Annotated in this window: 24 protein-coding genes and 1 other annotated feature; of the genes, 5 read left to right on the top strand and 19 right to left on the bottom strand. The window is 39.6% G+C overall.

What is annotated here, in order from left to right; genetic code table 11:
* Positions 1-13: 13 nt before the first annotated feature.
* Both IGL86_RS11840 and lepB read left to right on the top strand, forming a co-directional pair.
* Positions 14-562 carry a biotin transporter BioY gene (locus IGL86_RS11840; protein ID WP_002354975.1) on the top strand — a complete coding sequence of 183 codons (549 nt, stop codon included), beginning with the start codon at positions 14-16 and terminating at the stop codon, positions 560-562.
* A gap of 61 nt (positions 563-623) precedes the next feature.
* Positions 624-1,160 carry a signal peptidase I gene (lepB, locus tag IGL86_RS11845; RefSeq protein ID WP_010707024.1) on the top strand — a complete coding sequence of 179 codons (537 nt, stop codon included), beginning with the start codon at positions 624-626 and terminating at the stop codon, positions 1,158-1,160.
* 55 nt (positions 1,161-1,215) lie between these two features.
* On the opposite strand, the gene IGL86_RS11850 is transcribed toward lepB, so the two are convergent.
* From IGL86_RS11850 to IGL86_RS11895, 10 genes are all read right to left on the bottom strand, one after another.
* Complete coding sequence (locus tag IGL86_RS11850) at positions 1,216-4,317, bottom strand: WxL domain-containing protein (protein ID WP_430605610.1); 3,102 nt, start codon at positions 4,315-4,317, stop codon at positions 1,216-1,218.
* Complete coding sequence (locus IGL86_RS11855; protein ID WP_033625187.1) at positions 4,304-4,666, bottom strand: LPXTG cell wall anchor domain-containing protein; 363 nt, start codon at positions 4,664-4,666, stop codon at positions 4,304-4,306. Before IGL86_RS11855 ends, IGL86_RS11850 begins: the two co-directional genes overlap by 14 nt.
* A gap of 381 nt (positions 4,667-5,047) precedes the next feature.
* Positions 5,048-5,659 (bottom strand): YktB family protein, encoded by a 612-nt coding sequence (locus tag IGL86_RS11860; RefSeq protein ID WP_033626079.1) that lies wholly within the window; start codon positions 5,657-5,659, stop codon positions 5,048-5,050.
* A 34-nt stretch (positions 5,660-5,693) separates the two neighbouring features.
* Positions 5,694-6,251: a GNAT family N-acetyltransferase gene (locus IGL86_RS11865; protein WP_002415462.1), complete on the bottom strand. Its 558-nt coding sequence runs from the start codon at positions 6,249-6,251 to the stop codon at positions 5,694-5,696.
* 85 nt (positions 6,252-6,336) lie between these two features.
* Positions 6,337-7,557, bottom strand: a complete 1,221-nt coding sequence (pepT, locus tag IGL86_RS11870; RefSeq protein WP_033626078.1) for a peptidase T — start codon at positions 7,555-7,557, stop codon at positions 6,337-6,339.
* 21 nt (positions 7,558-7,578) lie between these two features.
* Positions 7,579-9,222, bottom strand: a complete 1,644-nt coding sequence (locus IGL86_RS11875; RefSeq protein ID WP_002359061.1) for a peptide ABC transporter substrate-binding protein — start codon at positions 9,220-9,222, stop codon at positions 7,579-7,581.
* A 48-nt stretch (positions 9,223-9,270) separates the two neighbouring features.
* Positions 9,271-9,516, bottom strand: a binding site (T-box leader).
* Positions 9,517-9,797: 281 nt separating this feature from the next.
* On the bottom strand, positions 9,798-10,751 hold the full coding sequence (locus IGL86_RS11880; RefSeq protein WP_033626077.1) for a siderophore ABC transporter substrate-binding protein: 954 nt from the start codon (positions 10,749-10,751) through the stop codon (positions 9,798-9,800).
* A 38-nt stretch (positions 10,752-10,789) separates the two neighbouring features.
* Positions 10,790-11,545, bottom strand: coding sequence for an ABC transporter ATP-binding protein (locus tag IGL86_RS11885; RefSeq protein WP_002354962.1), 756 nt, complete (start codon positions 11,543-11,545; stop codon positions 10,790-10,792).
* Positions 11,542-12,507 carry an iron chelate uptake ABC transporter family permease subunit gene (locus IGL86_RS11890; RefSeq protein ID WP_002371665.1) on the bottom strand — a complete coding sequence of 322 codons (966 nt, stop codon included), beginning with the start codon at positions 12,505-12,507 and terminating at the stop codon, positions 11,542-11,544. The genes IGL86_RS11885 and IGL86_RS11890 overlap by 4 nt, the downstream gene beginning before the upstream one ends.
* Complete coding sequence (locus IGL86_RS11895) at positions 12,504-13,451, bottom strand: ABC transporter permease (protein WP_002394759.1); 948 nt, start codon at positions 13,449-13,451, stop codon at positions 12,504-12,506. Before IGL86_RS11895 ends, IGL86_RS11890 begins: the two co-directional genes overlap by 4 nt.
* A gap of 184 nt (positions 13,452-13,635) precedes the next feature.
* On the opposite strand from IGL86_RS11895, the gene IGL86_RS11900 reads away from it, so the two are divergent.
* Positions 13,636-14,088, top strand: coding sequence for a YueI family protein (locus IGL86_RS11900; RefSeq protein ID WP_002367417.1), 453 nt, complete (start codon positions 13,636-13,638; stop codon positions 14,086-14,088).
* A gap of 214 nt (positions 14,089-14,302) precedes the next feature.
* On the opposite strand, the gene IGL86_RS11905 is transcribed toward IGL86_RS11900, so the two are convergent.
* From IGL86_RS11905 to gshAB, 3 genes are all read right to left on the bottom strand, one after another.
* On the bottom strand, positions 14,303-14,404 hold the full coding sequence (locus IGL86_RS11905) for a putative holin-like toxin (protein WP_162780856.1): 102 nt from the start codon (positions 14,402-14,404) through the stop codon (positions 14,303-14,305).
* 333 nt (positions 14,405-14,737) lie between these two features.
* Positions 14,738-14,839, bottom strand: coding sequence for a putative holin-like toxin (locus IGL86_RS11910; protein ID WP_075551663.1), 102 nt, complete (start codon positions 14,837-14,839; stop codon positions 14,738-14,740).
* 187 nt (positions 14,840-15,026) lie between these two features.
* Entirely contained in the window at positions 15,027-17,297 is a 2,271-nt protein-coding gene (gene gshAB, locus IGL86_RS11915; RefSeq protein ID WP_002368430.1) for a bifunctional glutamate--cysteine ligase/glutathione synthetase, read from the bottom strand.
* A gap of 170 nt (positions 17,298-17,467) precedes the next feature.
* Between gshAB and IGL86_RS11920 the strand changes: the two genes are divergently transcribed.
* Positions 17,468-17,968 carry a cysteine hydrolase family protein gene (locus tag IGL86_RS11920; protein ID WP_002378961.1) on the top strand — a complete coding sequence of 167 codons (501 nt, stop codon included), beginning with the start codon at positions 17,468-17,470 and terminating at the stop codon, positions 17,966-17,968.
* Positions 17,969-18,313: 345 nt separating this feature from the next.
* Positions 18,314-19,210: a YitT family protein gene (locus IGL86_RS11925; RefSeq protein ID WP_002365354.1), complete on the top strand. Its 897-nt coding sequence runs from the start codon at positions 18,314-18,316 to the stop codon at positions 19,208-19,210.
* A 50-nt stretch (positions 19,211-19,260) separates the two neighbouring features.
* On the opposite strand, the gene IGL86_RS11930 is transcribed toward IGL86_RS11925, so the two are convergent.
* The 6 genes from IGL86_RS11930 to rnc all read right to left on the bottom strand — a co-directional run bounded on the left by IGL86_RS11930 (position 19,261) and on the right by rnc (position 26,897).
* Positions 19,261-19,659, bottom strand: a complete 399-nt coding sequence (locus IGL86_RS11930; protein WP_002354951.1) for a VOC family protein — start codon at positions 19,657-19,659, stop codon at positions 19,261-19,263.
* 119 nt (positions 19,660-19,778) lie between these two features.
* Positions 19,779-20,264: a cupin domain-containing protein gene (locus tag IGL86_RS11935; protein ID WP_002381091.1), complete on the bottom strand. Its 486-nt coding sequence runs from the start codon at positions 20,262-20,264 to the stop codon at positions 19,779-19,781.
* 158 nt (positions 20,265-20,422) lie between these two features.
* On the bottom strand, positions 20,423-21,751 hold the full coding sequence (ftsY, locus tag IGL86_RS11940) for a signal recognition particle-docking protein FtsY (RefSeq protein WP_002404795.1): 1,329 nt from the start codon (positions 21,749-21,751) through the stop codon (positions 20,423-20,425).
* Between the two features lie 2 nt (positions 21,752-21,753).
* The gene (locus tag IGL86_RS11945; protein WP_002359053.1) at positions 21,754-22,581 is read right to left on the bottom strand and encodes a Cof-type HAD-IIB family hydrolase; all 828 of its coding nucleotides are present in this window, start codon (positions 22,579-22,581) and stop codon (positions 21,754-21,756) included.
* A 24-nt stretch (positions 22,582-22,605) separates the two neighbouring features.
* On the bottom strand, positions 22,606-26,184 hold the full coding sequence (smc, locus tag IGL86_RS11950) for a chromosome segregation protein SMC (RefSeq protein ID WP_010818566.1): 3,579 nt from the start codon (positions 26,182-26,184) through the stop codon (positions 22,606-22,608).
* Positions 26,185-26,204: 20 nt separating this feature from the next.
* Positions 26,205-26,897 (bottom strand): ribonuclease III, encoded by a 693-nt coding sequence (gene rnc / locus IGL86_RS11955; protein WP_002354946.1) that lies wholly within the window; start codon positions 26,895-26,897, stop codon positions 26,205-26,207.
* Between the last annotated feature and the right edge of the window lie 68 nt (positions 26,898-26,965).

Consider the following 26,965-nt stretch of genomic DNA (forward strand, 5'->3'; position numbering starts at 1 on the left):
AGTGAGGCTTCTTATGAATAAAGCATCGTTACGCTCTTTAATTTTAGCAGCAGAATTCGCTGTGATTATTGCTGTACTTTCACAATTTACAATTCCATTGGGGATTGTCCCCTTAACTGGACAAACATTTGCCATCGGCTTAACCGCTACCGTTTTGGGCAAGCGAACGGGGACCTACGCTATTTTAATTTACTTCTTATTAGGATTAATTGGTTTACCCGTTTACGCTGGGATGTCTAGCGGGTTCGGTGTACTCTTTGGACCAACTGGCGGCTATTTAATCGGCTTTATCTTTAACGGCTTATTAACTGGTTATATTTTAGAAAAAACAACCTTTAACTATACTTGGGCCATTATCGCAAATATTGCCGGCGCCTTAGTTACCTTAGTTTTCGGTATGATTTGGTTGAAATATTCCGCAAATCTACCGTGGCCAAATGCTTTCGCGGGCGGGTTTGCTCCGTTTATTATTCCTGGTATCATCAAGGCTGTCGCAGCTGCTTATGTTGGTATTTTAATTCGCCAACGCTTTATGAAACGTTTTTTAGCACACCTTTCTTAAGGGGAAAACTTTTTTCTTTTCCTTGTCTGTAGTACACTAAAAGGACAAAGGAGTGAAGTCCATGTCCTCATTATTAAAACGATTGGTTCAGTTGGTTTTGTTAGTCGGCGCTGTCTTGCTAATTCGACACTATGTTTTCTCCCCTGCTGCGGTGAACGGCTCTTCAATGGAACCAACACTTCATAACAACGACCGTTTATGGGTGACCTCGATTAAAAAGCCACAGCGCTTTGATATTATCGCTTTTCCCAGTCCTCGCAACGGCCAACGAGTAGCCAAACGTTTAATTGGTTTACCTGGCGAAACAGTCGAGTATCGCGATGATACCCTTTATATTAACGGTGTATCACTTAGTGAAGATTACTTAGCAAGTGCTAAACGAAATGTCTCTAAAAATGAAAATTATACCCAAGATTTTACGCTAGAGACCTTAGAAGCAACCCAATCCCTGACCGTTCCAGAAGGCATGTATTTTGTCTTGGGGGATAATCGCCCACGCTCAGATGACAGTCGTTACTTTGGCTTTGTTAAACAAGCGAGCGTGGAAGGTGTTTTGACTTTTCGTTATTATCCGTTAGATAAAATTGGCTTTCCATAAAAATAATAAACCGCCCTCAAAAAGTTAGACTTTTTGAGGGCGGTTTACTATTTTTTTAAGGTCCAGTGACTAAGTTCCACGTCACCGTTCCTTGATATTTCTCATTTATTTTCCCTTGATTGGCAGGGACTTCTAATTTCACATTGGCAAAATCAAAATCTAATTGATAGACATCATTACCTGTAAATTGGTTATTAAGAATTACTGGTGTAGATGTGCCGTCACTCGTCAAAGCTAACGGCTCCGTAATTCCAACTTTATTCGTTAATTCTGTGACTTGATTATAGTTTTCGATTGTTGCAACGTCTGCATTGCCTAATAATAAGCGCGTACTAGTTGGCAAACTATCGGCAGACGCTTTTAGCTGTGATAATTGTGCTGTCAACTGCCAATTGGGTTGGCTTTTCTTTATCCGCAAATACGGATTACGTGTGCCATTCCCATAATAATCAGCTGCTTTTTTCAGGCCGTACTGCTTAGTACTACCGCTAATCATAATTTTTCCAAAGTCAAACGTCGGCGTACTAATGAAGCCTTCTTCTGCTGGTGTTGGCTCAATCGTTTGATCTTCGCCTTGAATACGTACAAAGTTACTAGCTGTCACTGGGAAAAAATTCCCACTTGCTGTCATTTCTGCGGTTAAAAGTTGTCTTGGTTCCCCAGTGATTTTCGCTGTGTTCACTGTCACTAAAGCTTCACCATTCACCGGAATTTCCACACCCAAGTTAACTCCTGTGCGCCATTGTTCTGCCGTCACTGGAATAATTTTATTTGGCGTATTACCAAGGCGAACAGCTAATTGGGTCGGCGCCGAAATACCTGCCGCCCATTTGGCCGTTGGTGCTAGTTTAACGTTGGTCAATGGAACTTCACTAGTGTTTTTTAGCCTAACTGTCCAAATCATAGAAGCTTCATTGGAGACAACTTCTAGTAACCGACTAACGGTCATTTCTGCCGTTGCTTGGACTTCCTCATAGACTGCCGTCATGTCGTCTTTATCATCGTAAGTTACGGCATAACTTGGCGTTTTCGTCGTTTTCAACGCAGTTTTATCAGTACCTTTGTACCAACCTTTGAACTTGTAGTTTTTGTCCCCTACTGTGTAGGTGGCTGGCAAGGCTTTGGCACTGGTGTAGGTGAAGCTGTTACTTGTCATTGGTGTTTGTTTCCCTTGCGTGAAACCTGTCGGTGGCGTAATTTTAGCACCAGTGGCATCAACAAAGTTTTCGGTGACTTGTTTTCGTGTGACTTTATAGTTTATCGTTTGCTTGTAGTCGCTAGTTCCATCGAAACCAAATAATCTTGGTTGGGAATTTGCACTAGTTAGAAATAATAGACTAGGAAGGACATCTCTTGTTAGTCCTGATTGGCCCCACCTTGCCTTAACAGAAAAAGTATTGTTCGTCTCTCTGTTAAACACTGTTTCAAAACTAGTAAAACTAGTCGTTGCTGAATCTGATAGAAGGTTGGTGCCAATGTCACTAATGGTCTCGTAGTCGTACAACGTAATGGTTTTCGTTGTTGCTTCCACTTTGTCAACATACTTCAATTCATTCGTAATATCAAAGTTGTTCAACGCAAAACCTTTATTTAAAACACCTGTTGGTAGATCAGAAAAAAGTTCATAATCATTAGGAATCAAGACGTTTTGCTTGGTTTCTACTTTATAGCGATTAGCAACGGTTGCCTCTTTACTTCCCACCATTGGGTAAAGCGAACCTGTTGCTTCAAAGGGACTAGTGGCGGTTTTTCTGAAAAATTCTGTATAGTTTCCAGAAAGCGTAAGTGGATTCGTGAACGCTTGACCTTGTTCATCGACAAACTCTGCGTAGAATCCTGGGTGAACAGTGATTTCTTGCACTTCTTCATAGACTGCCGTCATGTCATCCTTGTCATCGTAAGTGACGGCATAACTTGGTGTTTTCGTCGTTTTCAGAGCTGTTTTGTCAGTACCTTTGTACCAGCCTTTGAATTTGTAGGTCTTGCCGCCTGCCTTGTACGTATCTGGCAAGGCTTTGGCACTGGTGTACGTGAAGTCATTGCTCGTAATACTTGTTTGTTGTCCTTGCGTGAAACCAGTTGGTGGTGTAATTTTGGCACCTGTAGCATCTACGAAGTTTTCGGTGACTTTTTTGTGGGTAACTACTAAAGCGTAATCTTGTTGTGTAACATAAAATGCGCTAGCAGAAATATTATAATCTTCAGTACTAGCTGCTGGAGATGAGCGGATTTCTGCTTGATAACCAATTGGTGGTGCTGGCGATACTGGCCAAACAGATGCTTTAGGTTGATTAATTACATACGTATCGTTCGTTTTCACTAAACTAACATTCATAGGATAATCTCCAACATTTGGAGGATTTCCTATTCCCGTAGCACCAATATAGCGTCTGTATGTGTAGCCATTCGCAGGTGCTTTCAATTCAACCGTATCTATATACTTGGGTACAGTCAACTCAGGATCTTTCAGATAGTAAAGGCTTATATCTGATCTGTAAACAAAACCAATTACGGCTGTTTGACTAGGTAAAATAATATCAATCCCCGTCTCTGTGGGGATATTAGGGGCTACCATAGTTTGATCAGAATGGACAAACCACCCACTCGTAGTAGTAGTTTGAATCCATCTCGTTAGGCCCATCTCTGTTTTTAATTTGAAGTCTGATGTATTTAATGGCGTGTTATCCTTCGAAGTAAGATTAAGTCCCAACCGTGCTTCTGGAGTGACTAGTTGCGTCCTATTCCTTTCATTTCTAGATAACTCCCTAAATTGGGAATCAAGCGAGGCTAAATTTCCTGCCCTAACTCCAATCGCTCGATTCTGGATTTGTACTGGGAGTTGCGGTGTGAGTTGTACCTCCTGCTGACCTTCTGCTTTTTCTTGCTCAGCTTCTTTCACTAGCGGTGCTTCCTTCTTTTCTACCGCCACTTCTGCTTGTTTCTCTATTTCCTTTGTTACTTCTTCTCGACTTGTTTCAGTCGTTGTTTCTTGCGTTTCACTACTTGCTTGCGTTTCTTCCTTGACGCTACTTTCAGCGGTCGGACTACTTTCAATCGTGACGGTTTCCGCAACTGCCGTCACGCCCGAAAAGGCATTCACTAGCAAAGAACCACATAAGCCAATAGCTGCAAGACGTTGCCATTTATTTCGCTTCATGTCGTCCCTTCTTTCTATGTACCATTCCGACAAGGCCAATTAAGACCAAGCCGAGAATGCTAAGATTTGCCTGCCGCTTACTCCCTGTGCGCGGTAGCTGTTTATTGCCAGTGGTAATGGCGCCTTGACCACCTGCCATACCTTGATTAGTGCTCGTCTGTCCTGGTCCTTTCCCCTTGGGACTTGCCCCTGGTTGATCTGTTTTCGGTGAGGGCTCTTCTTTCGGGGGTGCCTTTTTGTAAAATTCAATCCCCACCGAACTAGAACCACGTTCAGACGCTTCAACATTTATAAAAAAACTAGGGGAAAATAGTAGGAACACAATCATTAAATAACGCTTTTTTTTCATTTAAAAACCTCCTTTTAATTCAACAACAGATTTGAGTTTCTCTACAATTACTGCTCAAACCACCTTTTTTCATATCTCTATAATAACAAAGAAAAAGCTTTCCAAAACACCATTATTTTCCATTTGACAACCCTATTTCCCACAAAACCCTTATATAACAAGCGTTTCGTGCTTTGTTATTTAAAATTATCCTTTGAAAATGATTGTCGAAACACGTTTATCCTTTAGAAATCGCCTTTAATTTCTTAAATTTTTGCTAACCAAACCTCAGAAAAGCTCACAATGTTAGTTTTCGATACTAACATTGTGAGCTTTTCTCATTTTTGACGATTAGATAATTCGATAAAATAACACTAAAACACAAAATGCTGTCTGTTTCTCTTATTGGGCAATAGCCAATTGGTACAATGGCAGGAGTTGTTGATAGGTTGCCAACATATACGCTCGTGCTTTTTCAGGGTTTTGCCACAAAGCACTATCTTTGGGAATGATGCGCCCAATTTCAAACTCACCTTTTTTTACATCTCTAAAACGAGTTAAGGCTTTTTCTAAATCCGTGTCTGGTAGCGGAGTAATTTGAGGAACCGTGTGATCCAAAGAAACATACGTATCTTCTGGTAATGCTTGGAATAATTGCTGATTCTCTAAAAAGGCTTGCGCAATCTGCTTTTCATTTTTAGGATTATCAATAAATGACAACCACATAAACACATAGTCGCCCCAAATGCCTAATTGAAAATGCGGCTGCATTTTATAGCCGCGCTTATTCGGACTGAGTGCGGACCAAGTATTTTCTGGTGGATACACGGTGCGACGGCGATGTTGCGCAATATGAACAAACAACTCCGTTCCTAGTTCAGGCGCTAGTTGTTCGGCAAAATACGTGTCTAATTCTTGAAAAATCGGTTGAATTTGCGCACGGATAACCGCCATTCGTTCATCTAATCCAGCAACTTCAAAGGCTGCGAATTCTTTTTCTGTAAACATCAACATTTCTCTAATTCCTCTCTCAACTTGTCTTACGCTTCTATTTTTGTCGATTTTGCCATGTTTCCAGTGTCATCCCACGATAAACATCTGTGACAATTTTCCCTTTACTAATTCGAGCATTGGGTAGTGTTCCTTCGTAGGTAAAACCAATTTTCTCCATGACACGACCAGAAGCTGGATTGTCTTGATCATGTAAAGCAAAGATTCTCATGAGTTTCATTTTTGCAAAACCCAGTTCAACTAACGCCGTCGCGGCTTCAGGCATGTAGCCATTGCCCCAAAAGGCACGGTTCAAGACATAGCCTAATTCTCCAACATTATTGGTTTCATTGACCCGCAAATCAATCGTGCCAATCATTTTGCCCGTTTCTTTCACTTCAATCCCATATTTTCCTAAAGGTTCCCCCATAAAATATTTAGCAATGTTTTGTCGTGTTTCAGCGATTGTTTGGTTTTTCAAAAACACATAGCGGACCGTTTCCTCATCTGAAGCATATTCGTACATATCTTCTGCATCGGCTAATGTGACAGGTCTTAAAATCAAGCGTTCGGTTTCAATTCGTTGGTTTTCTGCAAAAATCAATGGATAATTCATGAGCAAAACTCCCTACTTTTCTACATACTTTACCGAAAAACAGCGAAACACGCAAGGAAAATCGGCATTTCCCTCGCGTGTTTCTTTAATTGGCGTTTAAGCGAATGATGGCAATGATCGTTTGAACAGCTTTGGCCATTGATTCAACGGTAATAAATTCATATTGCCCGTGAAAATTTTCGCCTCCTGTAAATAGATTAGGCGTGGGAATGCCCATGAAAGAAATCTTAGAACCATCTGTCCCGCCACGAAATGGTGTGATGATTGGTTCAATGTCACAACTTTCCATTGCTTGGACGGCCAATTCTACAGGCGTCCAATCTTTTTCGATGATTTCCTTCATATTATAGTATTGGTCTTGGAAAGTAATTGTTAGTCTGGGTTTATCCGCCAGCGCATTTAAACGTTGGACTTGTTTTTCCAAAAATTGCTTTCTCGCTTGAAAGTTTTCTTGATCATGATCCCGAATGATATAGACAAGTTCTGCTTTTTCAATACTTCCTGTAAATTTATTGAGTAAATAAAATCCTTCATTTCCACGTGTTTGTTCTGGTACTTCCTTTTGCGGCAGTGATTGATCAAGTTGTTCGCCTAATTTAATGGCATTTACTAACGAACCATAGGCCGTTCCCGGATGGACACTGGTTCCCTCAATTGTTATCACAGCTTGAGCAGCGTTAAACGTTTCATACTCGAAATGCCCCACGCGGCCACTGTCGATTGTATACGCAAAAGCGACTGGGAAGTTCGGCGCATCAAATTGATCGGCCCCGCGTCCAATTTCTTCATCTGGACCGAAGGCGAGCCAAACATCCCCCCGCGCTACTTCTGGATGTACCAAAAAATATTCAACAGCAGCTAAAATCTCGACAATTCCCGCTTTGTCATCTGCTCCTAAAAGTGTTGTTCCGTCTGTAGTAATCAACGTTTCCCCTTGATACTCTTTTAAATTGGGAAATTCAGCAACTGATAAAACGATGCCTTGTTCTTGATTCAAGAGGACATCTTGACCATCATAATTAGTGATGACTTTGGGACGGATATTTTCTGCTGAAAAATCCGCCGTATCCAGATGTGCAATCAAGCCGATACTCTTCGCTGCAGGTTGGTTACCCGGCAACCGTGCCGTTAAAAAGCCGTTTTGTTCGTTATAATGCACATCGGCCAAGCCTAATTCATGAAGTTCTGTTTCAATCATTTTGGCTAAAACCACTTGACCGACCGTCGTCGGTGTGGTTTGACTGTTGACATCTGAACGGGTGTTAACTTTCACGTAAGTTAAAAATCGTTCGACTAATTTTTCCATTTTTTACTCCTTCTTCCTGAATCATTCTGTTAAATAAGCATTGCGCAAGTGGAAATAATCCCCATACAAGTGATAACTAATGCCTTTCAATTTAGGATTGATTAGATAATTTGAGGCACTTTGATACAGCGGTACTTGGGCAGCATCTTGGTTCAACAAGATGTCTTCCGCTTCTTTGTATTCTGCAAACTGTTTCTCTGGATTATTGGCATTAATCGTTCGTGCATCTTCTACCAGTTGGTCGTATTTGGCATTATGATAATTGCCATAATTGTAACTTGATTCTCCTGCATATAAGTTAAAGTAAGAGTCTAATTCACTACTGCCGGCAATCCATCCTGAAAGAGACAACTCATAATTTTTTTCACGTCGCGATTGGTTCACATTATTACTTGGTTGCGATGAAATGGTAATTTCTAAACCTGGCAGATTTTCTTGCAACTGACTTTGAACATATTCAGCAATTCGTTTTCCTTGATCTGTATCTGCCGCCAGCAATGAAAGTTTCACTTTTTTACCGACATCCGCTTGGGCTTTCGTCCATTCAGCTTGAGCTTTTTTGACGTCATTTTTCAAATATTCGCCACTGTAAGCTCGGAAATCTTCATCTGTTTCTGGATTCGCATAAAGTTTACTTGGAATCAATCCGTTAAGCGGCTTTGACCCATCGTTTAAGACACTTTGTGTTAAGGCTTCTTTATCAATTGCTTGGCCAATCGCTTTTCGTAAATGAACATTCGCTAATGGCGTTCCTTCTTTTTTGTTGAAATCTAAGAAGTAGTTGGCCACATCTGGATGACTGACATAGCCTGGATCATCTTGATATTGTTGAACATATTGTCCGTTAATGCGAACTAAGTCTAGTTCATTCGCTTGATATAAGTTAATCCCAGTATTATCTTCTTTGATTGTGCTAACCGCAACTTCTTCCAGTTTCACTTGATCCGCATCATAGTATTCTGGATTTTTTTTCAATGTCCAAGTATCTGAAGTCGCATCCCAATTGGCTAGCGTAAATGGCCCGCTATAAAGTAAATGTTCACTATCCAAGGCATAATCTTTACCTTGCGCTTCGACAAATTTTTGATTTTGTGGCGCTAACCAAGCAATCGAAACGACTGCTAAGAAGGAAGGTTGGGCCTGTTTTAATTCAACAATGAATTCTTTGTCATTAGGGGCTGAAATCCCTAATTCATCGACTGACTTTTCACCGTTGCGTATTTCAAAACTATTTTTAACACTATCTAGTAAATAGGCATTCGGTCCAATCGTCGCTGGTGTCACCAGTTTTTTCCAAGAATAAACAAAATCTTGGGCCGTGATTGGCTCGCCGTTGCTCCACTTAATCCCCTCCCGCAAGGTAAAGTGGTACTTGCGCCCATCGTCACTAATCTTGACATCTTTAGCTAGAGCTGGCACCGTGGCACTATCATCATCAAACCGATAAAGGCCTTCAAATAAATGTTGTGCCATTGTAAAGGTATTTTTATCTGTTGTTTGTGTTGTATCCAATGTTGAGATTGGTGCAGGTGAACTAATACTGATTTTTTGTTCAGCTGCTAAATTTCCCGAATCTACTTTCTCTGCCGCTTCTTTGGTTCCGCCACATGCGGCTAAAAGAAACCCTGTTGCAATCAAACCTACTACTTTTTTCCCCAATTTCATGTTGTTGCCCCCTCATATTTTTTAAACAAATAAAAAAGCATTCGTCCTAAAAAGGACGAATGCTTATGCAATCGCGGTACCACCTTTGTTGATCTCTTCGCTAAAAAAGATCCGCTCGTTTCCAGTACAATCATACTGTAGCGCTATAACAGGCGCACCTGAATTGGTTTAAGCAAACGGCTTCAACCAACCTGTTCAAAGGCCATTTTCCCCTTTAACGTCACTACCTCTTCTCACCAAACGAGGCTCTCTGCAAGCTATTTTAAAAAGTACTTTCCTTCTCATCACATTTTGTTCTTTTATTTGTTTCATCAATCATACTGATTTACGGATAGTTTAGCAAACATTTTCGAGGCCGTCAACTACATTTTTAATTTAAAACTTTTTTGTTTTTCATCAAGAAGGTCGGGACAGAAGTGTTTAGCTCCGAGAAATAAGAAGAAATTTCCGAAAATTGTTCTTTAATTTTTGGAGAATTTCAGCTTATTTCCGAAGGAGTTGCTTTTGTTCCCGCCGTTTATCAGCTTTTAAGCCTAGGACAAAAATCCAAAGTGATTTTTGTCCTAGGCTTTTTTTTACTCTAATCCTTTTTTAACATCTTCTATCATCAAATGCATTGATTCTAATCCACCACCGCTTAGATACCAAACATCTGGTTGAAGCATAATGACTTTATCATTTTTACCAGCATCGGTTTTTTGAATCAATTCGTTTGCAGCGACGTTATCTTTTGAATCGTCGCCACCAATTGCTTTGGTGCGATCTACCACAAAGAGAATCCCAGGATTTTTTTCTAAAACATATTCGTAAGAAACACTTTGCCCATGAGTGGAAGCTTCAATCTTATCGTCTGCTGCTTTGAAGCCAAATGTATCATGAATTAAACCGAAACGAGAGCCTTTTCCGTAAGCGGAAAGTTGTCCTTCGTTAACTAACACAACAAGCGCATTATTCGCGCTAGCTTCTGCTTGCTTTTTCACGTCAGCAATTTCTTTTTCTAAGCCAGTTATTTTTTCTTTAGCTACCTCTTCTTTATCAAAAATAGTGCCTAACGTTTCGATATTTTGTTTCGTTGATGCCCAAGGATTTTTGGCATCTACAGCTAAGTAAATGGTTGGCGCAATGGCTTTTAATTGTTCTTGATAGTCTTGTTGACGACCAGAAATAATAATCAAGTCTGGTTTTAGTTGATTGATTTTTTCTAAATCTGGTTCTTTAATGCCGCCTGCTGATTCAACTTTTTGGTATTTTTTCAAATACGCAGGGATATTTTTGGTTGGCGCACCTACCACGCGGTCACCGACACCTAGTGCGTCCATTGTATCCAAGGAACCATTATCAAAAACAACGACTTTCTGAGGATTTTTGGGAACGGTTAATTGACCATTGGTGTCTTTGACTGTAACTTCCGTTTTGGCTGTTGTTTCCATTGTTGCAGAATCTGCTGTTTTTTTATTTGTTTGACAAGCACTTAACATTAACAGTCCCATCATTGAAACTGCCATCATTGCTAAAAATTTCTTTTTCATTCTTTTCCTCCAAAAACGTTATTTTTAAATTGTCCGATTTAGTGATAAAGACAAAAGCGTTTTCCTTCAATTTCACAAATCCGGATATTCATTTCATAAAGATCATTTAAAATACTTGTTTGAATAACTTCCTCTGTTGCGCCATGCGCATAGAGCTTTCCGCCTTTCATGGCGACAATTTCATCTGCATAGCTTGCGGCAAAATTAATATCATGTAGAACAATCAGAATTGTTTTTCCTAGTTCATCCACTAAGCGTTTAAGAATCTGCATCATTTGAACCGCATAATTCATGTCGAGGTTATTTAAGGGCTCATCCAATAAAATATAATCGGTATCTTGGGCTAAAATCATGGCAATATACGCCCGTTGTAATTGCCCTCCAGAAAGGGTATCAATGTATTCTTCCGCCATTTCAGTTAAGCCCAATTGTTCCAGTGCTTCTGTTACTTTTTCATGGTCAGCGCTTTTTAAGCGACCTTTGGAATAAGGAAAGCGGCCAAAATTGACCAGTTCTCGCACAGTTAATTTAAGTTGTACACCGTTGGCTTGTTTTAAAAGGGCAATTTTTTGTGAAAAAGCCGATTGCTTCCAGGTTTTTACTTCTTGCTTGTCCAGATAAATTTCCCCGGTATCTTTGGGAATTAAGCGACTCATCATGGCTAGCAGCGTGCTTTTCCCAGCGCCATTCGGCCCAATAAAGGCCGTTAATTTGCCTTCAGAAATAGGTAAATCAATGTCTGAAACGACAAATTTATCGCCATATTTTTTTGATACATCACTCATCTGGATCATGTGCGTTGCTTCCTTTCTGCAATAATTTTCCATATAAAATAAACGCCCCCAACAAATTGAATCACCACACTGAGCGGGGTATTCAAATGAAAGACCTGTTCAACCATCAATTGACCAAACACCAGTAAAAAGACTGCTATTAAACTCCCTGCCACAAACAGTTCTCGGTGGCGATAGGTTTTCATGAATTGATAACTCATATTGGCCACGATAAAACCTAAAAATGTAATCGGTCCCACTAATGCTGTTGATAAGCCGACCAGACTACTGATCAAACACAACAACACTAATTGAAACTGATTCACAGCAATCCCCAAATTCTGGGCTTGATGGTTCCCTAAATGTAAAACGTCTAAACGATAACTTTCCCGCCAAAGTATCCCACAAATCATGAGTACCGCCACACCAACGAAAACGAGATACTGACTATTGACGTTACCGAAACTGGCAAACAACTTTCCTTGGAGTAAGTCGTATTCGTTAGGATCCATAATCACTTGTAAAAACGTACTGATACTACTGAAAAAAGTACCTAAAATCATGCCAATCATCAATAATAAAAATAAATCGGATTGATTTTTGCGTAATAGAAAATACGATAAACTAGTACTTAAAAACACCATTAAAAAGACGTTCATCAAAAACGAGCCAAGACTTACTTGACCTAACGCTTGTGCGCCTCCTAAAAGAAAAAATAACACCGTCTGCACAAAGACATACAAGGAATCCATCCCTAAAATGTTTGGCGTTAGGAAATGATTTTGCGTGACTGTTTGAAAACTAATAGTTGAAAAAGCCGCAGCGATTCCGACAAAAATAAAAGCCAATAACTTTTTCCCTCGTAACGCCAAAGCAAAGGACCAATTGCCATACGTGTTATAAGTTAAATAACAAAGACTCACAATTACTACGGCAGCTAAAAGCAAAAGTAATGAAAGCCATTTTTTTAAAGGCCGTTTCATCGTTTGCGCCCCCTTAGTAATAATAAAATGAACAAAATGCTCCCTAATGTTCCGACAACCACGCTGACAGGAATTTCATAGGGGGCAATCAATACTCGTGCTAAAATATCACAGATTAACAAGAACAAACTCCCGCAAATCCCAGTTAACCACAAGGTATTTTTCATATGATCGCCATAACGTAAAGACACGAGATTGGGAATCACAACCCCTAAAAACGGAATATTCCCCACCATCAATAAAACGATGGCACTTGCTAAAGCAACCAGCGTCAAACCTAAAAACTGAATTCGCTGGTAATGGACGCCAAGACTATTTGCAAATGCTTCACCCATACCAACGACAGTGAAATGATAAGCAAATAAATAAATAACAAACCACAAAGGAATCATTAAAAATAACCATTCATAATTCCCTTTCATAACTGTGGAAAAATTTCCTTGTAACCAAGCAGACATATTTTGAACCAATTGGTATTGATAGGCAAAAAATGTGGCAATTGAGCCTAGAATGTTACCAAACATCACGCCCACCAAAGGGACCATTACTTGATTCTTACTTGGTAATAATCGAATGAGCGCTAAGAATAATAAGGTCCCGCTTAGCGCAAAAATAAAAGCAATTGCCGTTCGATAGAGAAACGGAGCTGTTGGGAAAAATAACATTGCAACTAAAATACCCAACCTTGCACTATCGGTTGTTCCAGCGACACTAGGAGCGACAAATTTATTTTGTGTGAGTTGCTGCATAATCAATCCAGAAATACTCATCGTACTACCAGCAATGATTAAACTCAACGTGCGGGGAACACGGGTGGTAAATAAAACAAATTGTTGCTGCGCATCTAATTGAAACAACTGAGAAAGTGCAATGTCCTTCACCCCTATCACTAATGACAATAAGCTGAAAAGTAATAGTAGAACAAACAAACCAATCTTTTTCATGAGAAAACTCCATTTTTATTTAATTGAGAATGATTCTCATTCTTAATTACAGTGTATGAGAAAACCATCACAAATGCAACCACTTTTTTTCCTTTCTTAAAAACTTCTTCTCAAGCCGACTGACCAACGACTTATCTAAGATATGCTATAATGGAGGGAAACGTTAGGAAAGGAGTGTTACTGAATGGCGAATGATGACTTACAACAACGTCTGGATAAAGGAATGTACGGTACGCCCCTCGTCAATCCTGAAGAACAACACAAATACATGGGCACATTTCGTGAACGCTGCCGTCTCTCCATGACCGTCGCTGAAATGAAAGATGCACAGAACCAACAACATTTATTAGAAGAATTAGCGAAGCATCCTGAAGTTACAGTACTTTTAAACGGCGAAATCTCTTCTGACCTGCAAAGTACCTATATTAAATTATTAAATCAGCATGGCGCAACCTTTAAGATTGTTAACAATTTTGTGGAGAACAACCCTGACTCTCTCGGCTTACTGTTAGCTGAAAAACATGCAGTCGATGAACCTGTGATTGACGTTACAGAAAAATATCCTCAAGCAACCGAAACGCCAAAAGAAGAGCCAACAGCTAAAAAAGGCTTCTGGCAAAAACTATTTCACTCATAAAAAGCTCAAGAAAAGTTATGAGTCATTGGATTGTTTAAACATAAGTTATGAGCGCTTCCATTTATAATAGAATTGTGCTATTATAAAGATGAAAAAGAGAGGTATGCGGGTACATACCTCTCCTTTATACCAGCGCCAGTTATAAGAACTGGTGGCTTACTGAGTTAAATTTTTGTTACTATTTAACCGTTCGGCCTGTCAAGCTTATGAACGGTTATTTTTTATTGTTTTTCGTTGCTTCAAGGATACCGAAAATCAGTAACGCAACAAGGGTTGCAAAACTAATCATCAATTCCAATGTCGCTTCGATTGACAAAAAAAATGCTCCTTTCGTTAAAGTGCATCGGATACACATAGGCATCACCTGCCTCTCTAACTCAGAGCCACCGTCATACAACTTTCATTGGTAATAGCTTTAGTATAACCTATTGGGTTCACTAAGAAAACGTTTTTATAGGAATTTTCTATAAAATGATATAAGTTATGAGCGCTTCCATTTTAAATAGAATTATGCTATTATGAAAATGAAAAGAGAGATATGCTACTACATACCTCTCCTTTATACCAACACCAGTTATAAGAACTGGTGGCTTACTGAGTTAAGTTTTTGTTGTTCTTTAACCGTTCAGCCGTCTAAGCTTATGAACGGTTATTTTTTATCGTTTTTCGTTGCTTCAAGGATACCGAAAATCAGTAGTGCAACAAATGCTGCAAAACTAATCATCAATTCCAATGCCGCTTCGATTGACAAAAAATGCTCCTTTCGTTAAAGTGCATCGGATACACATAGGCATCACCTGCCTCTCTAACTCAGAGCCACCGTCATACAACTTTCATTGGTAATAGTTTTAGTATAACCTATTGGGTTCACCAAGAAAACGTTTTTATAAAGAATACCGCCAAAAAATCTATTATGAATTTTTTGGCGGTATTCTTTTTTATTGAACCACTTCTGGGTATAAAAGTTTTAAAACGTCCATTGTTAAACGGCGTCCTTTTCCAGCGTAAGGATACACATGCATGTGCATGGCTGGATTAAAGTTTGCTTCGATAATCCCGTACGTTAAGCTATCACGTGTGCCTTTTACGTCTTTGTCAGGAATGATTAAATCAATGCCACAAATTTTGGCTCCTAAAGCAGCTACGGCCTCAATGGCGATTTGTTTATAACTATCATCAATGACATCGGTCATATCAATCGAATCCCCGCCCGTGCTAACATTAGAATTTTCTCGCAAGTACACGATTTGCTCTTTTTCTGGCACAGAATAGATAGTTAAACCTTGTTCTTTCAACATTAGTTTTTCTAAATCATTTAACTGGATTAACTCTAGTGGTGCACGGTGATTGGTCCCCCGCAATGGATCACTATTTTTAGCGGCCACCAATTCTTCTACAGTGTGTTTGCCATCTCCGGTAACATTGGCTGGTACGCGCAACATGATGGCTTTTACATCATTATCTAACACAAAGAACCGATATTCTGTTCCAGGTAAAAATTCTTCAATTAAAACCGCTGTGTCCTCTTTAAAAGCAATCCGTAACGCTTCCGTAAAGTCTTCCAACGAAGCGCCTTCTTTAAAAATCGTAATTCCTAAACCGTAATTCGTTGATTTTGGTTTCACGACAAACGCTTTATTGGCATAGCGTAAATGTGCTTCTTGTGCCTCAATAAAAGATGAAAATTCTTCACCGCCAGGCACATGGAACCCTGCTGCAGACAAAATTTTCTTTGTCACGGTTTTGTTTTCCATAATCAATGGTACCACGTAGTTATCTTTGCTAGTCATGTTGGCATTTTTGACGTATTCAATGTGCTCGCCATGTTGCAGTTTCAAAAATTGCTCTTGTTCATCTAAAATTTCGATTTCCAAACCTTTTTGAATCGCATCAAATAAGAAAATTTGTGTGGATAATTCCATCTCACGGAAACCAGCTAATTGATAAGGGCGTTCAAAGGCCATACTTTGATATTGGTTTCCAAAAATATTTCCCAGTTCACTGTTGGAGTTTTCTTGAATAATCGTCCACATTTTGCCAGAAACGGTGTCTTGTGGATTCCGCAGTTGTTGATAATACTTACCGACAACTTCTTTGCCTTTACGAATGCCTAGAGCATCTAACATATCAATCATTTCTGAAAAAATCCGATCGCCTTCTGCAATTAACTTAATCGTTTCATGAGGATGACCAAGAGCCACTTGTTCATTAAAAATATCGCCAGTTTTTACCCATTCATCCGCTTCTTCTTTTTCATCTGTCCACAATAAATACAACATAAAATAATGTAAGAAATCCACAGTATCTTCCACAATGCCTAAACGTGAAAAAGGATTTAAGTCTAAATTACGCAACTCGATATAGCGAATACCTGTTTTAGGCAGATCAGACATTTGTTTCCCACCACGTAAGCGCACAGGCGCATAAAATTCTTTTTCTTCAGAAAGTAAACCATTTTCCACCATGCGATGAATATCTTCTAAATAGCGTTCCAATGAGGCATACGATACTTTCACATTGTCATGATTTCTGTAGCCATACGTACTATTCCGAATACTGCGAATAGGTTCTTGCGGTTGGTCGTCATAGACCCTAAAGTAGCCGTCTTCACTAACCGGCGAAGCCCCAAAAAGATACGTAATTAACCAACGATAACGTAAAAAGTTACGGGCAACTTTCATGTATACTTTCGTTTTAAATTGTTTGCAATCTGTCACTTCGGATTGTTCATCATATAATTGCTGAATCAGGGCTTGGTCATATTCAAAATTAAAATGAATTCCGCTGACCATTTGTTTTCGTTTGCCATACTCTTTTGCCAAATAACGACGATATAACACTGCATCATATTGATCTAATTTAGCAATTTTAATCTCTTCATCTTTTGTTGGTAATTGTGGCGGCATACTTAATGGCCATAACATTTCATCTTCTGGAATCGAACGACGAGCAACATCGTGAATGGCATCTAAAAAACGAAGCATTTCTGTGCCGCTATTTGCTACAGGCGTGATTAGTTCTAATTGTGTTTCACTAAAATCTGTTTGAATATATGGATGATAAGAACGGTTACCAAAAACCGTGGGATGATCAGTTGTCGCTAAAAGCCCTTCTCGTGTACTACGTTGGTTTTCTTTTTCTAAACCAAAACGAGCCATCAATACGTAAGGACGAACATTTTTCTTTTGCATTAATTCTCTATAATTCATCTTGTCGCCTTTCTTTCTACAAACTATCTGTTTCTCTTACTATTATATAGGAAAACGAGTAAATATGCTGTTTTTTTGAACGTTCGCTTGAGAATTTTCGAGACACTTTTTGAGAGCGCCTTTTTCCGTTATACTGAAAACAACTAGTTTATAGAAAGTGGGGATTGCTCATGAAAAATCGTGCATTACTTTTAATTGACTTTCAAAAAGGCATCGAAAGTCCGACGCAGCAATTGTACCGTCTACCAGCAGTGTTGGATAAAGTCAATCAGCGTATTGCTGTCTACCGCCAACACCATGCGCCCATTATTTTTGTTCAACATGAAGAAACCGAATTACCTTTTGGCTCAGACTCTTGGCAACTTTTTGAAAAGCTGGATACACAACCCACAGATTTTTTCATCCGAAAAACACATGCGAATGCCTTTTACCAAACAAATTTAAATGATTTATTGACGGAACAAGCCGTTCAAACGTTAGAAATCGCTGGTGTCCAAACCGAGTTTTGTGTGGACACTACAATTCGGATGGCTCATGGTTTAGGCTATACGTGTTTGATGACACCGAAAACCACTTCCACCTTGGATAATGGACATTTAACCGCGGCACAAATTATCCAACATCATGAAGCTATTTGGGCTGGCCGCTTTTTGACTTTTTTGAGCCTGTGACAAAAATCACTTTGGATTTTTGTTCCGGGCTCAAAATCTGATAAACGGCGGGAACAGAACCAACTCCTTCGGAAATAAGCCGAAATTCTCCAAAAATTAAAGAGCAATTTTCGGAAATTTCTTCTTATTTCTCGGAGCTAAACGGTTCTGTCCCGACCTCTTTTCCAAAAAATTGTTTGTTCACTATGTTTTCTTGTCGGATTTCATGTTAGTATAAGGAAAAAGTGTTCAGTTGATTAGTTGAAGATTTAGAGTGTGGGACATAAGTCGATTAGGCTTGTCTCTCATGTTCTGTCTTTTTTTATGTCATCATTCACTAAACTAATAAATAATTGGAGGTATTTTATGAACAAATTTTTTACAGCCCAACGTTTAAAAGACACCGCCTATGTAACAGTCGGTGCATTCATTTTGGCCATTTCAATCAATGCGGTCTTATTGCCAAATAAACTTGTCGCAGGCGGAGCCAATGGCATTAGTATTGTTATTAATTATGTTTTCGGGATTAGTCCCGCCATTGTTCTTTACGCCATCAATATTCCTCTTTTAGTGCTTTGTTTCCTACTTCTTGGGAAAGAGGTCGGTGTCAAAACCATTTATGGCAGTCTTATTTATCCATTTTTTGTAGGAATTACTTCAGGGATGCCTGTTTTAACACATAATATTTTTCTAGCAGCATTATTTGGCGGTATTATTACAGGTGCTGGCCTAGGCTTGGTTTTCCGTGGCAATGCTTCAACTGGTGGGACAGCAATCATTTCACAAATTGTCAATAAATACTTCAAAGTTTCCTTAGGTATTGCTATTTTATTCGTCGATGGTTTAGTCATTTTATCAGCAATGTATGCTTTTAATGCAGATATTGTGCTATTCTCTTTAATTTGTTTATTTACAATTGGTCGTGTCGTTGACATGATTCAAGTTGGTCTGGTTCGCTCGAAGAATGTGATGATTATTTCACCAAAATATGTCGCTATTCAAGAACGCTTATTACGTGAACTAGATAAAGGTGTGACCTTGGTGCCAATCGAAGGCGGTTATCGAAGCGCGAAAGGCATGCTTTTAATGACCGTCATTCGTGAAAAAGATTTTCCCCGCTTAAAAGAAGCCATTCTTGAGATTGATGAAGAAGCCTTTTTGATTTCAATGAGTGCAAGTGAAGTCTACGGAAAAGGATTTAGCTTGAAAAAAGTAGCTGATTCTTATGGTGTTGAAGCTACTAATGCCAATAATTTACAATAGTTTTTTGTAGGAAAAGAGCCGCAAAATCTGTAGAGATTTTGCGGCTCTTTTTACATCTTCATCCAGACAGGTTCTAAGCTATTGCCATCCAAATCTTGCACTTCTAAGCCATACATTTGCTCTTCTGGTATTCCCATATCAACTCGGTAACAGTTGCCTCCGTTAGCTTTGGCGGTTTCGCCAAACTGTTTTACGGCTTCGGCACTCTCTAAACTAAAGGAAATTAATGCCCCACTGGTTGTTTGCGCATCAATAATTTGCTTTTCTTGGATAAATTTTCCATAAAAGTCATGGTTCAACAACATAATCCAAAATTGATCATCCCACATCATCGAACTAGCTTCCTCTGTTGAAAATTCCTCGTTCTTTTTGAATCCAAGTTTTTCATAAAATGCTGTAGAACGTTGGACATCCGCTACTGGGAAGTTAACAAAAACCATTGTGCCCATGTGATTCATCCCTTTCTTTTAATCATCTACGACAGCTAAGTGTGCGTTGCGACAAAATCAACAAGCTTGTTTGATTTATACTAGCATATTCATAAAAGAAATGTTACTAAAACGTTTTCTTAAGGTAATTCTCGATAAGCCAAGTGCTGAATGATTTCACTATGTTGTGGATAATCGTTTAACAATTCCGCTTGAGTAAATAACTCGAAGTCTTCAAACTCAAAGCCTGGTGTAACCACACAACTGACTAACGCAAATCCTGTCGCTACTGTAGAGCCAAAGATTGTGCCGGCAGGAACTGAGAACGAAAGCTGTTGTCCTTGAACTAAGTCTTTCCCTAACTGAACAGCTTGATACGTTCCATCAGGAAAAATACAGTGAACGGTTAATGGCTGACCATCGTGAAAAAACCATAATTCATCCGCTTTTAAACGATGAAAATGTGATGGACTTTCTGTGTTTAATAGAAACAAAATCGCTGTATGCAACGCCCGTTCGCCTCGTTTGGTCGGAATCAATTGTTCACTTTTATTGGTTTGTTTAAAATAACCGCCCTCAGGATGCGCTTCTAATCCTAACTTCTCAATCCACATTTGTTCTGTCATCTTCTCCCTCACTCCTTCATTTTTTCAGAAACGATTTAGGAAGAACTTAGAACATCCGTCCCAATCCTAAAGTAAACGGCGGGACAGGAGTAGCTTCTTCATTCTTGAAGCTAAATACTCCTGTCCCACGTTCTTCCCAAACCTGTTATTTTCTACAACTAAACATCTTTTAATAAGCCTTTAAATAAGCCCATTGCGAAATCGTTGGCATTGAATGGTTCTAAATCGTTAATGCCTTCACCTAGACCAACTAATTTCACTGGCAAGTGTAATTCATTCCGAATAGCAATGACAATACCACCTTTGGCTGTTCCGTCTAGTTTGGTTAAAACTAAGCCAGTGACATCGGTTGTTTCTTTGAACTGTTTGGCTTGTGTCATCGCATTTTGCCCAGTAGTTGCGTCCACGACTAAGAGAACTTCGTGAGGCGCATCTGGAATTTCTCGTTGGATGACTCGTTTGATTTTTTCTAATTCCTTCATTAAGTTGACTTTATTTTGTAAACGACCTGCTGTATCCACCAACAAAACATCGGCCTGTTCTGCTTTAGCACGTTCCACTGCATCGAAAACGACCGCTGCTGGGTCGCCGCCAGCGTTCCCACGCACAACTTCAACGCCAGCACGTTCACCCCAAACAACTAATTGATCGATGGCGCCCGCTCGGAACGTATCGGCAGCGGCCATTAAAACTTTCTTTCCTTCCAACTTGTATTGATGGGCTAATTTACCAATGCTGGTTGTTTTCCCCACTCCATTAACACCGACAAATAAAATCACGGTTAAGCCATTTGGCTGTAAGTTAATCGCATTATTTTCATTAATTCCTGCTTCTTCATACAAATCAACCATTTTTTCAATGATGGTATTTTGAACTTGAGCTGGTTTTTTCACGTTTCGCAGTTTCACTTCTTGTCGCAAGGCTTCTGTAATTTTTAAGGATGTATCAAAGCCTACGTCTGCACCAATTAACGTTTCTTCTAATTCTTCAAAGAAATCTTCATCAACGCTCCGGAAATTAGCAAACAATTCGTTCAACCGTTGACCAAATGTTTTACGCGTTTTTTCCAAGCCTTTTTCATATTTTTCTTGGACCTGCTCTTCTTTTGACTCTTCAATTTCTTCTGAAACCTGCGTGTCTGTTGGTTCTGCCAACGGAGTTACGACACTACTTTCTTCCTCAGGCGCTTCCACAACAACTTCTTGTGTTTCCTCTGTCAGGATTTCTTCTGGCTCTTCTTCTAATGCTTCTTCTACGCCAGCTAATTTTTCCATTTCAGCGTTATCTGTTAAATCGGCTGTTTCTGTGACTTCTTCCGCTGTCGTTTCTGGCATTGTTTGCGCCTCTTCTGCTGCGGTTTCTTTTGATTCAGCAGGCGCTGATTCATCACTAGGTGTTTCGTCTACTGTTTCTTCAACGATCTCTTGTTTTTCTTCTTCCTTTTTTTCAGCGGAAAAAGCTTTTTTAATTTTATCAAAAAATCCCATTCTTATTGGCCTCCTTCCAACGGCGTTAAAATATATTTTTCGACCGCTTTGGCAACGCCATCTTGGTCATTCGTGTCTGTGACGACATCTGCGGCTTCTTTAACTAATGGAATCGCATTTGCCATGGCGACACCTAAGCCAGCGTATTCAATCATCGGTAAATCATTTTCTTCGTCCCCTAGGGTCATGATTTCTTCTGCACGGATTCCTAAATCTTTGGCTAACAAGGAAATACCATAGGCTTTCGTAATCCCTTTTGGCATAAATTCTAATAAGTTATTTCGCGTTTTAATAATTTCAAAGCGCTCATAAAAAGAGGCCGGAATTTCCTTGATGCGTTCATTTAAATACGCTTCATCAATCGCAACAACAACTTTGTTATAAATTCGATTCGGGGTTAACTCTTCTAATTTGTAGGACTCAAAGGTTAATAATTTGTTTAGAGAACTATAAATTGAAGGATAATTAGGTGCAGAAGGCAATTGCATCACGACCTCATCGGATAAGACATCAAACGGCATGTTGAGTGTGGTTGCTAATTGGTACAGCTCATGAATCGCTTCCAAGGGCATCAATGTTTTCTCAATAATGGCCCCTGTATCATTTTTTTGAACCAACCCGCCGTTAAAAGTAATGCTATAATCGCCTTCATCTTGTAAACCTAATTCTTCTAAGTAAGGACCAATAGCTGCCAAAGGTCGACCTGTGCAGATAACAACTTTCACGCCTGCTTGTTTCGCAGCCATCAGTGCTTGTTTATTCCGTAAAGAAATCTCTTTTTGGCTATTTAATAATGTTCCATCTAAATCAATAGCAACTAATTTTATCAAACGTTCGCTCCTCCTTGCTTCTGGCTAATTGCTTTTTTCAATTGCGCCACCTTCTTTGACCTCTTCCAAGCGAACTGAAACGATTTTTGAAACCCCAGATTCTTGCATAGTCACGCCATATAAAACATCTGCGGCTTCCATTGTCCCTTTACGATGCGTCACCACAATAAACTGTGTGCCATCTTCAAATTCGCTTAAATAATGACCAAAACGAGCAACGTTGGCTTCATCTAAAGCTGCTTCTACTTCATCTAAAATACAGAACGGAACTGGTCGAACACGAATAATTGAAAAGAGTAACGCAATCGCCGTTAATGCCCGTTCGCCTCCAGACAACAAGCTTAAATGTTGTAATTTTTTCCCTGGTGGTTGCGCCTCAATCTCAATCCCTGTATTCAAGAGATCCTCTGGATTGGTTAGCACCAGTTCTGCCCGTCCGCCACCAAACATATTAGGAAATACCACTTTGAACTGGGCACGAATTGCTTCAAAGACTTCTTTAAACCGTTCTTTCACTTCTTGGTCCATTTCATCCATAGTTTCAAATAATTGTTCTTTCGCATTTAATAAATCATCACGTTGACTGACTAAAAATTGATGGCGTTCATCGACTTGTTCAAATTGCTCGATGGCACTTAAGTTAACAGGTCCTAACCGCTCAATTTCTTGTTTTAGGCGTTTCACTGTTTGTTGCGCTTGCGCCAAATCATCGATTGGGAAATACGCTTCATAGGCAGCTTCAAAGGTTAAGCTGTATTCTTCCTGTAAGTAACTTAATGAGCTATCTAATTGCATTTCTGCACGATTTTTTAGGACTTCAATTTGTGTTTTATCTGCTAAATACTGTTGTTGGCGTTTGTTTTCTTCCGCTAATTTTGTATCTAACTCGTCTACTTCTTCTTGCAACGCTTGTCGTTGACTACGTGCCGTTTGTAAAGACGTTTGCAACGCTGTTTGTTTCTCCGCTAATTGCGCGACTTGTGCCGCTAAGCCTTCTTCGGTTAACTGGTGATCGCTAGAATGGCTACTTAGTTGTTGTAGCTGTTGACGGATGGCCGTTTCTCGAATCAACAATTCGTCCAATTGTTCTTGTTTGTCTTGCTTTTGACGAGCAAAATGGGCACATTGTTCCGCCGCTACTGCTTGTTCTGCTTGAACTGTCGTCAAGCGTTCTTGCGCTTGGGCTTTAAAGGTTTCCATTTGGCTAGCTTCTTGTTCCACTTGTTTCATTTCAGCATCTAAACGTTCTTTCGTTGCCGTTAAGTTTGCTTGTTGCTCTGTCAATGTGGCTTTTTTCGTTTGATATTCGGTTAAGAATTGATGCAATTCCCGTGATTCATATTCAAACAAGCGTTTTTCTTTTGTTAAACGAGTAATCGTTTCTGTTTGATTGGCTAATTTATTGTCAATTTCTTGTTGTTTTAAGCGATTTTGTTCACCAGCAGAGCGCAACATTTCTGCACGTTCTGTGGCTGTTTTCACTTCTTGCGAGAGCGCTTGGACTTCTTGTTCTACACTTCTTAGTTGTGTTTCTAATTGAGTCATTTGTTCAGTGATTGTTTGAAGTTCTTGCGCTTGTGAAAATAGGCTTCCTTGGTTGCCACGTTTATTGGCTCCCCCAGTCATCGAACCGCCAGGATTCATCACATCGCCTTCCAATGAGACAACGCGATATTGGTAATTGACTAATTTTGCTAACTGGTTGGCACTCGTTAAATCTGCCGCTAAAATCGTGACGCCTAAGAGATTTTGAATAACGGTTTGTACTTGTTCTGGATAACGAACTAATTCACTGGCAATCCCCACGAAGCCCGGTGCACCAGCCAAACGATTCTGAACCATCGCCGATACAGAGCGCGGCTTAATGGTAGTCAATGGTAAAAAGGTTGCCCGGCCACTGTGTTGTTGTTTTAAGAAGGTAATGCCTGCTCGACCATCTTTCTCATTTTCCACAACAATATGTTGCGCCGCACCACCTAGGGCCGTTTCAATCGCCAACGTATATTCTTTAGGCACTTCAATTAACTCAGCCACTGCGCCAACAATCCCAGTTAATTGGTTTTTGTGACGCAATACAGCTTTCACGCCTTGATAGAAGCCAGCGTAATTTTCTTGAATTTCTTGCAAACTTTTTTGGCGTGCCTTCGCTTGTTGCACTTGATTCATCGCTTGGTACATATCATTTTGACGCTGTGCTAATCGTTCACGTTTGGCTTCAAGCGTTGCTTTCAACGCAGTGTATTCTTCCAGCTGTTCTTGTAAGCCTTGTTTTGCAACTTTTTGCTCTTTTTCTAGCGTTTCTTTCATTGCAAGAGCTTCAACCATCTGTTCTTCTAGCGCTTCGTGTTTTGCTAGCGATTGTTGATTTTTAGCTGTTTCTTGTTGATATTGTCGTTCTAAATATTTTAAGTCATTGGCTGTATTGGCTTGTTCTTGCATGACTTCCACATACTGACTGCGCAATTCTTCCATCAATTCTTTAGAAGACTTACTATATTTTTCCACATCTTTCGTTGCCAAAGCCAATGCTTCTTTTAACGTCTGACGTTGTGCCGTTTTTTCTGCGATTGCTGTTTCCAGCGTCTGCAATTCTTCTCGATAACGAACAATTTTTTCGGCCGTTTCTGCCAATGTCTCTTCGTATTCGCTTGCCGTTTGGGAGGTGTGTTTGGAACGTTCAATTAAAACATTTTTTTGTCCTTCTGCTTGTTTCAACGCTTCTGTCACTTGTAATAATTGTTGTTGTTCCGTTTCAATTTGTTCATCTAAACGATTGCGCTTGCTTCGTAAACGTACCAATTTGCCTTCTAAGTCATGGACTTGCTTACTTGCGCCAGCTAACTTTTCTTCAATGGCTGTTAATTCTTGCGTTTTCGTTTCCCAAATAGCTTTTGCTTCTTGAATTTCGGTCACAGTTAAATTGACATCAATTTCGGTAAGTTCTTCTTTCAAAGCTAAATACTTTTTAGCCGCATCTGCTTGGGCGGCTAGAGGAACTAATTGGTCTTCCAATTCGTAAATGATATCTTGGACACGGCTTAAGTTGTCCTCGGTTTCGAAAAGCTTTTGTTCAGCCTTTTTCTTTCGTTGTTTGTATTTTAAAACGCCCGCTGCTTCTTCAAAAATCCCTCGACGGTCTTCAGGTTTACTATTAAAAATCGCTTCAACTTTCCCTTGCGAAATAATTGAAAAAGATTCTTTGCCTAACCCTGAATCCATAAATAAATCTTGAATATCTTTTAAACGGCACGCTTGTTTATTAATAAAAAAGTCACTTTCGCCCGTTCGTTTTAAACGACGGGTGACACTAATCTCACTATAATCCAATGCTAAATAATGGTCGCTGTTGTCTAACGTCACGGTAACTTCCGCAATATTTAGCGGCTTACGACCTTCCGAACCGGCAAAGATAATGTCGTTCATTTTGCCACCGCGAAGGTTTTTCGCAGATTGTTCACCTAATACCCAGCGAACGGCTTCCGTGATATTACTTTTCCCACTTCCATTCGGACCAACCACTGCTGTCACATCATCTTCAAATTCAATAATGGTTTTATCTGCAAATGATTTAAATCCTGTAATTTCAATTCGTTTTAAATACACGAATATTGCTCCTTCCAGCCTTACTGAGGAATACTTTTCAGTGCCCGCTCAGCGGCATCCTGTTCAGCTAACTTCTTCGATTTTCCTTGGCCTAACCCAATGAGTTCACCATTCATGTAAACTTCAGTGAAAAAGGTGCGGTCATGAGCAGGGCCTTCTTCTTTAATTAAGCGATATTCAATTGAAACATCGCCTTTGCGTTGTAAAACTTCTTGTAATTGTGTTTTGTGATCCATCTCATGTGAAAAAGCACCGGCATCAATTTTCGGAAAAATAACGTCTTCAATAAATTTCTTGGCTGCGCCAACTTTTTGGTCTAAGTAGAGGGCACCTAAGAAGGCTTCAAATAAGTCACATAATAATGATGCACGTGTTCGTCCGCCCGATGCTTCTTCTCCTTTACCTAATAAAATGTAGTTGTCGAAGTGACATTCTTTCGCAAATTTGGCTAAACTATCTTCCCGAACGATGGCTGCGCGCATCTTCGTTAATTTTCCTTCTGGAAGTTCTGGGAATTTTAAATACAAATATTGTGAAACAATTAATTCTAAAACTGCATCTCCTAAAAATTCAAGACGTTCATTATCGGATAATTTTAAATAGCGATGCTCATTCACATAGGATGAATGAGTAAAAGCTTGCTCTAATAGATTGACATCATGGAAAACAATGCCGTAACGTTCTTTTAACTCTGTTGTTAACTGATTGTCCATTCTCCACATTCCTTTACATTTATTTACACCTTGTTTCATTATACTTTTTTTTTCACTTTTTTTAAATG

It is taken from the genome of Enterococcus sp. DIV0774, assembly GCF_050539095.1.
Lineage (GTDB): Bacteria > Bacillota > Bacilli > Lactobacillales > Enterococcaceae > Enterococcus > Enterococcus faecalis.

What these genes read in the sequence shown, in the direction of transcription:
- IGL86_RS11840 (WP_002354975.1), top strand. Translation starts at nt 14, where the DNA reads ATGAATAAAGCATCGTTACGCTCTTTAATTTTAGCAGCAGAATTCGCT.
- lepB (WP_010707024.1), top strand. Translation starts at nt 624, where the DNA reads ATGTCCTCATTATTAAAACGATTGGTTCAGTTGGTTTTGTTAGTCGGC.
- IGL86_RS11850 (WP_430605610.1), bottom strand. Translation starts at nt 4,317, where the DNA reads ATGAAGCGAAATAAATGGCAACGTCTTGCAGCTATTGGCTTATGTGGT.
- IGL86_RS11855 (WP_033625187.1), bottom strand. Translation starts at nt 4,666, where the DNA reads ATGAAAAAAAAGCGTTATTTAATGATTGTGTTCCTACTATTTTCCCCT.
- IGL86_RS11860 (WP_033626079.1), bottom strand. Translation starts at nt 5,659, where the DNA reads ATGTTGATGTTTACAGAAAAAGAATTCGCAGCCTTTGAAGTTGCTGGA.
- IGL86_RS11865 (WP_002415462.1), bottom strand. Translation starts at nt 6,251, where the DNA reads ATGAATTATCCATTGATTTTTGCAGAAAACCAACGAATTGAAACCGAA.
- pepT (WP_033626078.1), bottom strand. Translation starts at nt 7,557, where the DNA reads ATGGAAAAATTAGTCGAACGATTTTTAACTTACGTGAAAGTTAACACC.
- IGL86_RS11875 (WP_002359061.1), bottom strand. Translation starts at nt 9,222, where the DNA reads ATGAAATTGGGGAAAAAAGTAGTAGGTTTGATTGCAACAGGGTTTCTT.
- IGL86_RS11880 (WP_033626077.1), bottom strand. Translation starts at nt 10,751, where the DNA reads ATGAAAAAGAAATTTTTAGCAATGATGGCAGTTTCAATGATGGGACTG.
- IGL86_RS11885 (WP_002354962.1), bottom strand. Translation starts at nt 11,545, where the DNA reads ATGATCCAGATGAGTGATGTATCAAAAAAATATGGCGATAAATTTGTC.
- IGL86_RS11890 (WP_002371665.1), bottom strand. Translation starts at nt 12,507, where the DNA reads ATGAAACGGCCTTTAAAAAAATGGCTTTCATTACTTTTGCTTTTAGCT.
- IGL86_RS11895 (WP_002394759.1), bottom strand. Translation starts at nt 13,451, where the DNA reads ATGAAAAAGATTGGTTTGTTTGTTCTACTATTACTTTTCAGCTTATTG.
- IGL86_RS11900 (WP_002367417.1), top strand. Translation starts at nt 13,636, where the DNA reads ATGGCGAATGATGACTTACAACAACGTCTGGATAAAGGAATGTACGGT.
- gshAB (WP_002368430.1), bottom strand. Translation starts at nt 17,297, where the DNA reads ATGAATTATAGAGAATTAATGCAAAAGAAAAATGTTCGTCCTTACGTA.
- IGL86_RS11920 (WP_002378961.1), top strand. Translation starts at nt 17,468, where the DNA reads ATGAAAAATCGTGCATTACTTTTAATTGACTTTCAAAAAGGCATCGAA.
- IGL86_RS11925 (WP_002365354.1), top strand. Translation starts at nt 18,314, where the DNA reads ATGAACAAATTTTTTACAGCCCAACGTTTAAAAGACACCGCCTATGTA.
- IGL86_RS11930 (WP_002354951.1), bottom strand. Translation starts at nt 19,659, where the DNA reads ATGGGCACAATGGTTTTTGTTAACTTCCCAGTAGCGGATGTCCAACGT.
- IGL86_RS11935 (WP_002381091.1), bottom strand. Translation starts at nt 20,264, where the DNA reads ATGACAGAACAAATGTGGATTGAGAAGTTAGGATTAGAAGCGCATCCT.
- ftsY (WP_002404795.1), bottom strand. Translation starts at nt 21,751, where the DNA reads ATGGGATTTTTTGATAAAATTAAAAAAGCTTTTTCCGCTGAAAAAAAG.
- rnc (WP_002354946.1), bottom strand. Translation starts at nt 26,897, where the DNA reads ATGGACAATCAGTTAACAACAGAGTTAAAAGAACGTTACGGCATTGTT.